Below are 13,200 nucleotides of genomic sequence, written 5' to 3' on the forward strand. Positions count from 1 at the left end.
AATCCGCGCAGGTCAGCGCGTGGACCCGGCGCCGTAGCCCGGGTGGAGATCCGTCTCCACCCGAGGGTTGAACGACGGGGCAAAACGGGTAATTCGACAACCATGGAGTGGATCACTCGGCTGATGGAGGCGTTGGGCTCACCCGGCGCGGGGTTGCTCGTCGCGCTGGAGAACGTCTTCCCGCCCGTGCCGAGCGAGGTGATCCTGCCGCTGGCCGGGTTCACCGCGGGACAGGGCAAGATCTCGCTGATCGCCGCCATCGTGTGGACCACGATCGGCTCGACCGTCGGCGCCCTGGTGCTCTACGGCCTGGGCGCGTGGCTCGGGCTCGAGCGGTTGCGGAAGCTCGCGGACAAGATCCCGTTCGTCACGGTGTCCGACGTGGACAAGTCCGACGCGTGGTTCGACAAGCACGGCAGCAAGGCCGTGTTCATCGGGCGGATGGTGCCGGTCGTGCGGAGCCTGATCTCCATCCCCGCCGGCGTGTCCGGCATGCCGATCGTGAAGTTCACGCTCTACACGGCGGCGGGCAGCCTGGTGTGGAACAGCGCGCTGATCCTCGCCGGGTACGCGCTGGGCGACAACTACGAGCTCGTCGACCGCTACCTGGGCTGGCTCTCGACGGCCGTGCTCGCCGTGCTGGCCATCAGCGTCGCCTGGTTCGTGGTCGCCCGCGTCAAGGAACGCCGTTCGTAGACCAGCGCCGCCGCCGCGATCGCGAGGCCCGCGACCGACAGCGCCACGCCGACCCACGCCGTCGAGGTGTAACCCCAGCCCGCCGCGATGGCCAGGCCGCCGAGCCACGCGCCCGCGCCGTTCGCGACGTTGAGCGACGAGTGGTTGGACGAGGCCGCGAGCGACGGCGCGTCCGGAGAGGCGTCCATCAGCTTGATCTGCAGCGCCGCCGCGAGGATCTGGATGGTGAAGCCCAGCAGGAACAGGAGGACGAACAGGAACACCGGCATGGTCGCGGTGAGCCCGAAGAGCGCCAGGATCACGGTGACCGCGATCAGCCCGCCGAACACCGAGCCCGTCACGGACCTGTCCACGAACCGGCCGCCGAACGTCGCGCCGAGCGTCATGCCGAGCCCGAACACCGCGAGGATCCACGGCACGACCCCGGACGCCAGCCCGGCGACCTCGGTCGTCAGCGGGGCGACGTAGGAGTAGACGGCGAACATGCCGCCGAAGCCGATCATGCCGGTGAAGATCGCGAACCAGACCGTAGGCCGGCCGAAAGCGCGGACCTCGTTCTTCATCGACGCGTCCTCGACCTTGGGCACCAGCGGTACCCAGGCCGCGATCGCCGCGGCCGTGACCAGGGCGATCACCGCGACCGCCAGGTACGCCGTGCGCCAGCCGATCTGCTGCCCCGCCGCCGTCGCCAGCGGCACGCCCACCAGGTTTGCCACGGTCAGACCGACCATCACACGCGCAACAGCCGTACCGCGCCGTTCGGGAGCGACGAGCGTGGCGGCGACCACGGCCGCGATGCCGAAGAACGCACCGTGCGGCAGTCCGGCGACGAACCGAGCGATGAGCAGCAACGTCTTGTCCTGGGCGATGGCAGACAGCCCGTTGCCCAGGGCGACCGCGAGCATCAGGCCGATCAGCATGCCCTTGCGCGGGAGCTTGGCGCCGAGCACCGCGATCAGCGGCGCGCCGACGACGACACCGGCGGCGTAGAGGCTGATCGCGTGGCCGGCCTCGTAGTCGGGGATGCCGAACGTCTCCGCGATCTGCGGCAGCAGGCCCATCGTCGCGAACTCGGTCGTACCGATGCCGAACCCGCCGAGCGCGAGAGCGGTCATGGCGCGGGTGGTGTTCAAGGCTTCCCCATGGTCGGTGAGCAGCGAGACCAGTTAGCTACCGCATCGACTTTACGGTCCTTCTGAAGCGCTTCAAAAGACTCCGGACCGGTGCCGATGCTCACACGCCGATCGAGGAATACCGACACCAGCGCGATGACGAGCCCGCCGAGCGCGAGCAGGGCCCCGATCCAGTTCGGCGCGGTGTAGCCGAGACCGCGTTCGATCGCGAGCCCGCCGAGCCACGCGCCACCGGCGTTGCCGAGGTTGAACGCCGCGATGTTCGCCGCGCTGGCGAGCGCCGGCGCGCCCTCCGCGGTCTGCATGACCCGCATCTGCAGCGGCGGCACCGTCGCGAACCCGGCCGCGCCGAACAGCACGATGGTGATCGCGGCGAGCACCGGCGAGTGGGCCGTGAACACGAACGCCGTCAGCACGGCGGCGAGCGAGACCAGGATGACGATCACGCTCTTCATCACCGAGCGGTCGGCCGCTTTGCCGCCGATCAGGTTGCCCGCGAACAACCCGACGCCGAACAGCACCAGCAGCCAGGTCACGGCACCGGACGAGAAGCCCGCGACCTCGGTCATCATCGGCGCGATGTAGGTGAACGACGCGAAGACGCCTGCGAAGCCGAACGCGGTCATCAGCAGTGCGAGCCACACCTGCGGATTGCGGAACACGGCGAGTTCGCTGCGCAGGTCGCCACCCTGGGCCTGCTGCTTCGGCACGAGGAACACGATGCCGAGCAGACCGATCACGCCGAGCACGGTCACCGCCCAGAACGTCGAGCGCCAGCCCAGTTCCTGGCCGAGCGCCGTGCCCATCGGCACGCCCAGAACGTTCGCCACGGTCAGACCGGTGAACATCAACGCGATGGCGCTCGCCCTGCGGTGCGGCGCCACGAGGTCAGCGGCGACGACCGAGCCGACGCCGAAGAACGCGCCGTGCGCCAGCGCCGCGACCACACGGCCGCTCATGAGCACGCCGTAGGTGTCCGCGAGCGCGGAGACGAGGTTGCCGGCGATGAACAGCACCATCAGCCCGAGCAGCATCTTCTTGCGGGGCAGGCGTCCGCCGAGAACGGTCAGCAACGGCGCGCCGATCACCACGCCGAGCGCGTAACCGGAGATCAGCAGCCCGGCACTCGGGATGGAGACACCGAGGTCGGTCGCCACCTCAGGCAGCAGCCCCATGATCACGAACTCGGTCGTGCCGATGGCGAAGGCGCTGATCGCGAGGGCGAGCAGGGCGACAGGCATGTCACACGGTCCTTGAAGTCGAGGGTTGTCAGCGCGAGCAATAGTTGCACGCGCGGGCAATTGCTTGCGACTCCTGAATCGGTGAAGCGCATCACCCCGGACATGGCGAAGGCCGGCCGCGGACGCGGGACCGGCCTTCAGGAACCTCAGATGCGCGGGACGTCGACCAACGTCCGGCCGTTGAGCGGCTGCGTCGCACGGGCGTTGCCCGCGGTGAACAGCCCCTTGAAGCGCGCGATGGTCGCGGCCGTCACGTGCTGCTCACCGGTGAGGTACCACTCGACACCCTCGGTGAACGGCGCCGTGGTGAGCGAGCCGGTGTAGTGCAGCGTGTGGTGACCCGCCGGCAGCAACCGGCTGAGGTCGATCGGCTCGATGTCGACCGGCGCGCCGCACTCGGGCGAGAGCGTGGCCAGCACGTCGTCCACGACGGAGTGCGAACCGACGACCAGCGGAACGCCGACCACGAGAAGCTTGCCCTCGGCGCTGCGGTGCACGAGGTGCATCTCGAGCGGCGTGTGACGGCCACCGAACGCGTGCTCGGACGGCGTGTGGAAGTGGAACTGGACCAGGTCGTACCTGGTGCCCGCCACCGTGACGTGGCCGGATCCGGGTTCGACCTCGGCCTCTTCCGTCTCCTCGTGGTCGCGGGTCGTGCAGCCGTCGGCCTTGGCCAGGTCCTTGCGGATGTACTTCAACTCCAGCGCGGAGTGCCCGTAGGACACGTCGAGCTTCGGCACGTGCGGGTCGAACCGGATCGCGTTGGGCGTGACGTTCACGGGACTCTGCGTCGGCGTCGCCGACTCGGCCGCACCGGACGCGAAAAACGTCGCGGTGAGCACGAGCGGAAGAAGCGCCGGAAGGGACCGCTTGATGTTCATGGCGTCACTTTTCACCCGATCGAGTGAAATGGGGAAGTGAAGTGTGTTCGCGCTCTCATCAGCCGAAAAATTCCCGCGACACCAATCGGGACAGGACTGAAGTGCTTCAGCTCCCATACGTGCGTACTTGCAGGTCAGATTACCTGCAAACACCTTGCAACAAGACCTCTCCACGTCATTTCGTTGACTGCGCAAATTCGAATTGAGACAACGCGGAACCAAGGGTGCGAATTGAAGAACGAGAACGTTCTTGATCACCATTGTCCGATTCAGTCTGATTTGCCGAATTTGCCTGAAGTGGCTCCATTCACGGAACGTGTGCGGCAGGATGGACCGATGGTGACCGTCGCCGACATCCGCGCCGTGGCGCTCACGCTGCCGCGCACGACCGAACACCTCATCCGCGACCGGGTGAAGTTCCGCGTGGGCCAGATCGTCTACGCGGCCCTCTCGCGGGACGAGACCGTGCTGGGCTTCGGCTACCCGCGCGAGGAACGGGAGGCGCTCGTCGCGAGCGACCCGGTCAAGTTCGCGTTCCCGAGCCAGTCCGACATGCGCTTCCAGTGGGTGCACGCCTCGATGGCCGAGCTGGACGTCGAGGAGATGACGGAGCTCGTCATCGGCGCCTGGGTCATGTGCGTGCCCAAGAAGGTCATCCGCGAGCGCCTCGGCGAGGACTACATTTAGTCAACACTGAAGCTATCGAGCACACCATCGTTGAGCGAGAGGAACGTGCCGTCGCGGTGCGCGGTGGGCCGGAACCCCTGCACGACACCGATTCGCGCGCCCCGGTCCGGGTCCCAGACCTCCAGCCCGTCCGCGGTGGCGACGTACAACAGTCCTTTGTGGCCCCACATCGGCCCGGCCGGTCCCGCGAACGCACCCACACGCCGTCCGCCCGGCATCGCGTAGAGGGCGACACCATCGATCATCAGCAGGTCGTCTTCGCCGAGGCGCTGGACGGCCACGACGTCCTCCGACACCCAGGCGGCCGGCTGACCCCAGGCGTACCAGCGCTGTGCGAGCCTCTCCCCGTCCGGTTCACCTCCGTCGCGCTGCCACGCCTCCAGGTCGACGACCTCGGGCACACCGGCGGGGCCCCACGCCCACCGGTCGCCGAGCAGCCACCGGCCACCAGGACTCAGCGTGAGGCGCCCCTCGAACAACCGGCCTCTCGGTTCCCGCTCGGTCAGCAGCTCACCGGTGGGCAGGGCGAAGACGTCGAGCCGGTTCCAGGCCGTCGCCGCGACGACCCGGTCCCCCGGCAGGAACGCGAGCGGGTACGCCGTCTCCTCGACGTGGTACCCGCCGCGGTCCAGCCGCAGCAAGACGTCCCCGGACCGGGCGTCGAGCACAACGGCCTTCTGCCCGTGGTCGTGGACCGCGGCCGCGTACCGTCCGTCGGCCGAAGCGTGCAGAGCCGACGCCTGCTCCAGCGGCACCTCGTGCCGAGCGCCGCCGGACCCCGCCAGCCCCTGCGCCGTCAGCATCAGCCAACCGTCCCGCACGAGCACCAGGCAGCGGTCGTCGAGCGGGCTGAGGTCGCACGACTCGGTCCGCACGGTCCCCGCCACGAAGCGGTCGTCGTGGCGGACCTCGGGAGTCCCCTTCCAGCCGAGACTCTCGCCCCAGTCCTCCGCCCGCTCGACACACCCCTCGCAGACGGTCAGCAGCGGCTCGTCGACGCACTTCTCGCACGCCACGTCGTACCGCACACCCGAGCCCGTCAGCATCCGGTAGTAGTCCGGCGCCTCCTCCACCACCATGTGCTCACACACGCGCGATGGACCGGCGACGGCCGGGTGGCCGCAGTCGAGGAGCTTCACCAGATCGAGGCTACTCAGCGCAGAAGCAGCCCACCCCGCGTTCGATCCATTCCCGCCCGGCCCACTCGGGATGCCGTTCGATCAGCACGGCCTGCACCTCGGCGACGATCTCGTCGAGACCCATCGCGGAGTCGCGGCGCTTCCACGTCTCGTCCCGCAGCTCGCCCAGGTAGTCCCGGACCCCTTGCAGCACACCGATGTCCCCCACCGACCCGTGTCCCGGCACGACCACGCGCGGCGCGGCGGCGATCAGCCGGTCCATCACCTCGATCCACGCGAGACCGGAGACGTCGGTGTCGTGCGGCGGGAACCACGGGAAGATCGCGAACTGCCCGGTCTCGGCGAGGTCGCCGGTGAACAGCACGCCCGCGTCCGGCACCTCGACCACCTGGTCCCCCAGCGTGTGCCCGCGGCCGGTCGGGCGCAGCAGCACCGTCCGGCCGCCGAGGTCGAGCGCGCGGACGCCGTCGAACTCCTCGTCCGGCACCGGGATCTCGACGCCGGTCAGCCGTTCGGCGATGGTGCCGCCGAACCCGCGGAACATCTCCAGGTAGCTCTTCCCCTTGCGCCGCAGGTCGTCCGCCTGCGTTCGGTTCACCAGGTACGAGTCTTCGAACACGGACGCGCCGAACGCGTGCTCGGGGTGGAAGTGCGTCGTCGTGAGGTGGATCCTCCGCCCGCGTGCCACCTCCTCCGCGAACTCGCGCACGACAGATGCATTGGAGAGGCCCAGTCCTGTGTCCACCACGAGGACCGCCTCGGTGCCGCCGATGATGCCGATGTTGGGCACCAGGCTCGTGTGGTCGTTGGGGATCACCAGCACGTCCGGGGCGACGTCGACGGCACCGGAGATCTGGACGACGGGGTCGGGGAGGTTCATGTCCTCCACTCCACCGGCGGACGGGCCCGGCGTCCAAGACCGTCTGCGCACACCCGATACCGCGCGAGTATCGTGCCTGATCATGGAGCTGCGGACCCTGCGGTACTTCGTCGCGGTCGCCGAAGAGCTGCACTTCGGCCGTGCCGCGCGTCGACTCCACCTGAGCCAGCCTCCGCTGAGCCGGGCGGTCAAGCAGCTGGAACAGGACCTCGGCGCCGTCCTGCTGCACCGCTCCCCCGCGGGCGTCACGCTGACCGAGGCGGGCCGGGTCCTGCTGGCCGAGGCGAGGACTCTGCTCGAGCACGCCGACCGCATCCGCGCCAAGCTCGCCAGGACCACGATCACGGTCGGCCTGCTCGGCGACCACGCCGCCGGGCTCGCCGAGGCGTTCCGGCGCCGCCACCCGCACGTCGAGATCCGCGTCCGCGAGACGGACCTGACCGACCCGACGTGCGGCCTGCGCACCGGCCAGGTCGACGTGGCCCTGACGCGCGGCCCGTTCGACGAGAGCGGCCTGAAAACCCTGGTGCTGCGCGAGGATCCGGTCGGCGCGGTGCTGCGGGCCGACGATCCGCTCGCCGGTCGTGAGCAGATCACCACCGAGGACCTGGCGGGCCGCGACTGGTTCCAGTTCCCGGAAGGCACCGACGAGATCTGGCAGAACTACTGGAACGGCGGGAGACCCCGCACCGGACCGGTCGTCCGCGCGGTGCAGGAGTGCGTGCAGTCCGTGCTGTGGAACGGTTCCGTCGGCCTGGCGCCGCTCGGCCACGACCTGGGCGAGCTCGTCGTGGTGCCGCTGGCCGACCTGCCTCCCAGCCCCGTGGTGGTCGCGTGGGTGGAGGACGACCAGCTGACCCGTGACTTCGTCGAGACGGCGGCTCAGGTCCTGTCGAGACGGCTGACGGTGACCGCGTAGTCGCCGCCCTCGAACGGCTTGCGGTCCCACGTCGCGAACCGTTCGACCAGCGTGAGCCCTGCCTGGGCGCAGTGCTCGTCGTAGTCCTCGGCCGTGTAGCCGCGGTCGAGGCTGAACCCGGCGATCAGGACGTTCCCGACGTGCCTCGCGACACCGGCGACGAGCGCGCCCTGCGTCCCGGGCGGGGTGAACAGCGGCACGTTGCCCGCCATCACGACCACGTCGAACGTGCGTTGGAGATCGAGCGCGGCCAGGTCGGAGCGCACCCACGTGATGTCCGGCGCCAGCTCACGAGCGTGGGCGAGCATCGACTCGTCGAGGTCCGCCCCGACCACCTCGATGCCGTGCCTGGCGAGCTCGATCCCGACCCGTCCGGTGCCACAGCCGGCGTCCAGCACCGAGTCCGGTCCGAACGCGCGCACGAACGTCGCCTCGCCGTGCACGTCCATCCCGGACGCCGCGAGGGAGTCGAACCTGCGCTGGTACTCCGCTCCGTTCCACACGAGACGCATCATAGATCCGAAGATCGGCGGATACCGCCCACCTGAGAGCGCTGCCAAGGTCGAAGGCATGACGCGCTTTCTGCTGGCAGTGGCGTTGCTCGTGGCCGCGGCCTCCCCCTCCCAGGCCGCACCGCCGCGATGGGTGGGCACGTGGGCCACCGCGCCGTCCTCCGCCGTCCCCGGCACCGAGAACGGCTATCCGAACTTCTCGATCCGCAACATCGTGCACGTCAGCGCCGGGGGCAAGGAGATCCGGGTGAGGCTCTCCAACGCCCATGGCCGCACCCCGGTGGTGTTCGGCCAGGTCACGGTGGCCCGCGCCGCCGGCCCGGACACACCACTCGCGTTGCCCGGCACGATGCGCACGCTGACGTTCGGAGGCGCCCAGTCGATCACGGCCCCGGCCGGCGCCGACGTGGTGAGCGATGGCGTGCCCCTGACCGTCCCGGCGGACTCCGACCTGCTCGTGAGCGTCTACACGCCCGAACCCGGCGGCCCGGTCACGCACCACAACCTGGCCATGCAGAACTCGTACTTCACCCGCGACGGCAACCACACGACCGAGGAGTCCGCCGCCGCCTTCCGCGAACGCACCACGAACTGGCACTACGTCTCCGGCGTGGACGTGCGCAGCTCGAAGTTGCAGGGCAGCGTCGTCGCACTGGGCGACTCGATCACCGACGGCGCCAACTCGACCTGGGGCGCGAACCTCCGCTGGCCGGACCAGCTCGCCGACCGCGTCAACACCCGCCTGGGCGTGCTCAACGCGGGCATCAGCGGCAACCGCCTCCTGCGCGACGGCGACTGGGCGGGCCCCAACGCCCTGGCCAGGCTGAACCGCGACGTGCTCACCCAGTCCGGCGTGCGCACCGTGATCGTGTTCGAGGGCATCAACGACATCCAGCAGACCCCGCACGAGACGGACCCGGCCAAGATCATCGCCGCGCTGAAGCAGATCGCGTCCCGCGCGCACGACCGAGGGCTGCGCGTGGTCGGGGCGACGATCACGCCGTTCAAGGGCTGGAACAGCTACACGGAGGAGCTGGAGGCCGTGCGGCAGGCCGTGAACTCGTTCATCCGCACCAGCACGGACTTCGACGCGGTCGTGGACTTCGACGCCGTCATCCGGGATCCGGCGGACCCGCAGCGGATCCGGCCGGACTACGACCAGGGTGACCACCTGCACCCCGGGGACAAGGGGTTCGAGGCGATGGCGAAGGCGGTGAAGACCGCCACTCTCTGACGCTCACCTCGACCGGACCTCCCTGAACCACATCGCGACTCCCTGGGCATCGAGCGTTCCGGTGTCCAGGGAGACCTGCCGACACATCTTCAACCGCGACCGAAGCGCCTGCTCCAGCACGCGTTCCTCAGTGGACAGCACTCCTGCCACGGCCTTCTGGCTCAAGCTCCGCCACAACACGGGAGCAGGCGTCGATCACGATCGGCGCGGACCGGAGGAGGCCGGGATCTGTGCGCCCCACACGATCGGGGCATCCAGGTTTGCGAGACCCTGTGCTCCGGTTATTCGATGGAGATCCACACGAACACCGCGAAGGGGTCCTCGCATGCGTCTCACGATCCTCGCCGCCGCTCTAGCGCTCGGCGCCTCGGCTTGCGGGTCGCCGGCTCCGGCGCAGTCCGAGGGTCAGGCGACGACCACGACGGCCACACCGACCTCCAGCGCGACCAGCGACAAGCAGGCACCCGCGGTGAAGGCCGAGCTGACCATGCAGGGCAAGCCCGGCCTGGGTCTGCTGACCGCGACGAACCAGGGCACGGCGCCGATCACGTTCCAGGGCTGGCCGAAGCTCGCCTTCACCAACCCCGCGAACCAGCCCGCCGCGATCCCCGTGGAGCAGAAGCTGGTGCCGGGTGAGGGCCCGTCGATCACGCTGCAGCCCGGTCAGACCGCGTTCGCCGGGGTGCTGCTCGACGTGGAGAACGACGCCAACTCGTTCGCCATCAACGAGATGACCGCCGAGCTGCCGGGCATGGTGCCGGTGAAGGTGACGTTCATCGGGACGGACGGCCGGCCGATCGCCGACCTGACCAAGCTCGAGGTCAGCGAGGCCAAGGTCGGGACGATGCAGCCGGCCGCCCAGGGCGTCACGGTGTTCGACTAGCCCACAGGTGTTGCAGGCGCACCTCCCACGGGTGGGCGGCCCGGTCCAGGAACATGAGGCCGTCCATCCGACAGTTGCAGGCGTTGCCCTCGCGGGTGTTCTGCGGGTAGCTGCCACCGATCTTGAGGCCGCGCGGGTCCGTGGACGTGGCGAGGTCGGGTTCCGGTTCGCCTTCGAGCTTCCACGGGTCGCCGGGCGTGACGTACCTGCCCGCCAGCGGTTTTCCGTTGCGGTACAGGGCCATCGTGCCGGTGTCGAAGTCGAACGTCGCGGCGAGGAACACCCATTCGTTCTGCGGCAACAGCGTTTGCCAGTCCTCTGTGGCCGCGAACGTCTGCGAGTCGCCGCCGTCGAGACGACGGGCCAGGGCGACCAGTTTCAGCGCACCGTCCACCTGGATGAGTTCCAGCAGCGCGCGGACGGCGTGGCCGTTGGAGTCGCCGGTCAGGACGCCCGCGAGGCCGATGGCGCCGTAGAGGTCGTCGGGCGCGGCGGTGTTCGAGTTCGGGGCCGGGTTCTGGCCCGTCATCTTCACCCAGCCCAGGATCGAGGCTTGGCGTGCGCCGTTGAACGCCCTGAGCGTGGGCACGCCGGTGTCGCTGTAGAGGCCTGCCTTCCAGTCGTCGTTGCCCGCGACGTCGGGATTGATCTGCTTGAGCTGCACCGAGTTGCGGCTGAACGCTCCGTCGCGCACGCGCATGCCGGCGCCGCCGTTGATCAGGTGCAACGCGGTGCCCGAACGGCCGCGGTCCTGTTCCAGGGCCTCCGCGCCACGCACCGGGTGTTCGAAGTCGTAGTACGACACCAGGTTGCGGGACAGCGTCGGCAGCACCGGGCCGACCGTGGCGTTGGCGGGCGCCGCCAGACCCGCGCCGAAAGCGGCCACCAGGCCGAGAAGGACCAGCCGCCTCATCGGATCCCCTTGCCCTGCACACGGAGGTCGCGGAGCCGGCCGACGTTGTCGAACGAGCCGAAGCCGACGCGGCCCGAAGCGAACGTCTTGTCCACCGCGGTCATCAGCGGGTGACGCGAGCCGTCCATGTAGACGGCGATCTCGCCCGTGTCGGCGCAATGCTTTACCCGCACGCGATGCCACGCCGTGTCCGTCACGGCAGGAGACGCGCCTACCGAACGCACGGCGTCCCATTGGTGGTCGAGGCGCAGGCGGTCGGCGTTGTTCACCGCGAAGATGCCGTTGTGCGGGTAGATCTTGTTGTCCGACGAGAGATGCGCGTAGTAGAACTCCGTGTCCGAGCGGTATCCGAAGACGATGATCACGTCCCGGTTGGACTCCGTCACCGGGGTGTCCAGCCGCACCGAGGCGTCGACCTGGACCGAGCCGAACTCGGGCCCCTTGGTCAGCACCGCGTACTCGAACGGGCGGCGCGGGCCGGGACGGGCGGCTCCGGCCTGGGCCAGCACGACCTCACGGCCCGGGAACTGCCACAGGTCCGGCGTCACCGGCTGCCACGAACGCGCACCGGCGGCACCCAAGACGTGGTCGTGGCCGGAGCGGCACGAGGCGAACGTGCGCGCGCCCGTCACCTTCCAGATCTTGCCGTTCGCCTTGGCCAGCACGTAGAGCTCGCCGGCCGCGTCCTGGCCGAAGCGCAGGTCGACGCGGTTCGGGTCGCCCACCAGGGCCTTCATCGTCGTGAGCCGGCCACCCGAGTACACCATCAGCTCGCGCGTGACGGCCATCGGCCGCCCGGCGCGCATCTCGCGTTCGTCGGCGACGTAGAGCAGGCCCTTCACGCCCTCGCCGTAGATGTACTTGCCGCGCAACGAAGGGATCTTCGAGCCGCGGTAGACGAAGCCGCCCATCAACGCGTTGCCGCTGTCCGCGCAAGGCCTCTGGGCCGAGGTGCGGTTGTGGTCGAACGCGGTGACCGGGTAGGTGTAGCCGTACTTGGCGTCGTCGGCGGGCAGCGGGAACACGCCGCACGACGGGTCGCCGCGGCGGTACTCCCAGATGCCCTCGCGTTCGCTCCAGCCCAGGTTGGCGCCCTTGCGGACCTCGTAGACCGCGTCGACGGCCTTCTCGCCGATGTGCCCCATGAACATCCGGCGCGTCACCGGGTCCCAGCTGAAGCGGTACGGGTCGCGCATGCCGTACGCGTAGATCTCGCCCAACGCGCCCGCCTTGCCCACGAACGGGTTCGAGCGCGGCACGCCGTACCGCCCGTTCACGCCGTTCGTCCCGGCCGGGTCGATGCGCAGGATCTTTCCCTGTGGCAGCGCCAGGTCCTGGGGCACCGTCGTGGTGTAGCCGATGCCGCCGTCGCCGGAGGCGATGTAGAGCAGATCGCGGTCCTCCTCCCCGAGGCGGGCGGTCGGGTTGAAGCCGATCTCCTGGAAGCCGTGGATGAACGACGCGAAGCCCACGCGCAGCAGTTCGCGGCGTGTGCCGGCGAAGACGTCCGCGCTCGGGTCGGAGGCGGTCCACTCGGTGATCACACCGTGCACCTCGGTGGTGGCGGGTGAGGGCAGATCGGGCTTCTTCGTCGTCAGCGCGGAGCCGGTCTCGGTGTGCACGGTGTAGAACTTGCCGTTGCGCCGGAAGTCCGGGTGGAACGCGGCGAACCCGAAGCCGCTGCCCAGGCCGCGATGGGTGTGGAAGTCGGGCCCGACCGCCGCGCCCAGGTCCAGGAACGCGTGCTGGACGCCACCGTCGAGCAGGTAGAGCCTGCCGTTCATGTCCGGCACGAACATGCGGCCGGAGCCGTCCGGAACCTCGCCGAGGTAGTTGATCCTGTTGTAGCGCACCAGTCTGGTGTCGGTCGGCGGCGGCACGGGCTGCGACCTCGGCAGCTGCGCGACCTCCGTCAGCTCCAGGCCGACACCGGAGGCGCCCGGTGTCGGCAGCGGGTCCGCGATCGGCACGTCGGCCTGCGCCGACGCGAGCGGAACGAACAAGGCGGACAGCAGCAAGGTTGTTGCGGTCACCCGGGACAAGCGTCGGTACATCCCCACCACCCTGTGGGCCAGGCCGTGG

13 protein-coding genes are annotated in these 13,200 nt (G+C 69.5%); 5 read left to right on the forward strand and 8 right to left on the reverse strand.

The annotated features are described in order from the left end of the window. Window positions 1-102 precede the first annotated feature (102 nt). Window positions 103-696, forward strand: coding sequence for a DedA family protein (locus ACWF7A_RS24820; RefSeq protein WP_452252869.1), 594 nt, complete (start codon window positions 103-105; stop codon window positions 694-696). Here the strand turns inward: ACWF7A_RS24820 and ACWF7A_RS24825 are convergent. From ACWF7A_RS24825 to ACWF7A_RS24835, 3 genes are all read right to left on the reverse strand, one after another. Then, entirely contained in the window at window positions 603-1,829 is a 1,227-nt protein-coding gene (locus ACWF7A_RS24825) for an MFS transporter (RefSeq protein WP_452252870.1), read from the reverse strand. The two genes, ACWF7A_RS24820 and ACWF7A_RS24825, sit on opposite strands and share 94 nt — an antisense overlap. Beyond that, a complete protein-coding gene (locus tag ACWF7A_RS24830; protein ID WP_452252871.1) occupies window positions 1,826-3,070 on the reverse strand; it encodes an MFS transporter in 1,245 nt (414 codons plus the stop codon). Before ACWF7A_RS24830 ends, ACWF7A_RS24825 begins: the two co-directional genes overlap by 4 nt. Before the next feature lie 146 nt (window positions 3,071-3,216). Beyond that, window positions 3,217-3,951 (reverse strand): carbonic anhydrase family protein, encoded by a 735-nt coding sequence (locus tag ACWF7A_RS24835; RefSeq protein ID WP_452252872.1) that lies wholly within the window; start codon window positions 3,949-3,951, stop codon window positions 3,217-3,219. Window positions 3,952-4,287: 336 nt separating this feature from the next. Between ACWF7A_RS24835 and ACWF7A_RS24840 the strand changes: the two genes are divergently transcribed. Continuing rightward, window positions 4,288-4,638, forward strand: coding sequence for an MmcQ/YjbR family DNA-binding protein (locus tag ACWF7A_RS24840; protein WP_452252873.1), 351 nt, complete (start codon window positions 4,288-4,290; stop codon window positions 4,636-4,638). Here ACWF7A_RS24840 and ACWF7A_RS24845 read toward each other — a convergent pair. Together ACWF7A_RS24845 and ACWF7A_RS24850 are read right to left on the reverse strand one after the other, a co-directional pair. After that, window positions 4,635-5,777: a hypothetical protein gene (locus ACWF7A_RS24845; protein WP_452252874.1), complete on the reverse strand. Its 1,143-nt coding sequence runs from the start codon at window positions 5,775-5,777 to the stop codon at window positions 4,635-4,637. The genes ACWF7A_RS24840 and ACWF7A_RS24845 overlap by 4 nt on opposite strands. 10 nt (window positions 5,778-5,787) lie before the next feature. After that, on the reverse strand, window positions 5,788-6,657 hold the full coding sequence (locus ACWF7A_RS24850) for an MBL fold metallo-hydrolase (RefSeq protein WP_452252875.1): 870 nt from the start codon (window positions 6,655-6,657) through the stop codon (window positions 5,788-5,790). Between the two features lie 82 nt (window positions 6,658-6,739). Here ACWF7A_RS24850 and ACWF7A_RS24855 point away from each other — a divergent pair, with 82 nt between their 5' ends. After that, window positions 6,740-7,576, forward strand: a complete 837-nt coding sequence (locus ACWF7A_RS24855) for a LysR family transcriptional regulator (protein WP_452252876.1) — start codon at window positions 6,740-6,742, stop codon at window positions 7,574-7,576. On the opposite strand, the gene ACWF7A_RS24860 is transcribed toward ACWF7A_RS24855, so the two are convergent. Beyond that, window positions 7,540-8,079: a class I SAM-dependent DNA methyltransferase gene (locus tag ACWF7A_RS24860; protein ID WP_452252877.1), complete on the reverse strand. Its 540-nt coding sequence runs from the start codon at window positions 8,077-8,079 to the stop codon at window positions 7,540-7,542. The genes ACWF7A_RS24855 and ACWF7A_RS24860 overlap by 37 nt on opposite strands. Before the next feature lie 67 nt (window positions 8,080-8,146). Between ACWF7A_RS24860 and ACWF7A_RS24865 the strand changes: the two genes are divergently transcribed. Both ACWF7A_RS24865 and ACWF7A_RS24870 read left to right on the forward strand, forming a co-directional pair. Further along, window positions 8,147-9,322 carry an SGNH/GDSL hydrolase family protein gene (locus tag ACWF7A_RS24865; protein WP_452252878.1) on the forward strand — a complete coding sequence of 392 codons (1,176 nt, stop codon included), beginning with the start codon at window positions 8,147-8,149 and terminating at the stop codon, window positions 9,320-9,322. A gap of 325 nt (window positions 9,323-9,647) precedes the next feature. After that, window positions 9,648-10,205, forward strand: a complete 558-nt coding sequence (locus ACWF7A_RS24870; RefSeq protein ID WP_452252879.1) for a DUF4232 domain-containing protein — start codon at window positions 9,648-9,650, stop codon at window positions 10,203-10,205. Here the strand turns inward: ACWF7A_RS24870 and ACWF7A_RS24875 are convergent. Further along, the gene (locus ACWF7A_RS24875; protein ID WP_452252880.1) at window positions 10,189-11,118 is read right to left on the reverse strand and encodes a LamG-like jellyroll fold domain-containing protein; all 930 of its coding nucleotides are present in this window, start codon (window positions 11,116-11,118) and stop codon (window positions 10,189-10,191) included. The two genes, ACWF7A_RS24870 and ACWF7A_RS24875, sit on opposite strands and share 17 nt — an antisense overlap. Further along, entirely contained in the window at window positions 11,115-13,151 is a 2,037-nt protein-coding gene (locus tag ACWF7A_RS24880; RefSeq protein WP_452252881.1) for a PQQ-dependent sugar dehydrogenase, read from the reverse strand. The genes ACWF7A_RS24875 and ACWF7A_RS24880 overlap by 4 nt, the downstream gene beginning before the upstream one ends. Between the last annotated feature and the right edge of the window lie 49 nt (window positions 13,152-13,200).

It is taken from the genome of Lentzea sp. NPDC055074 (genome assembly GCF_053608005.1).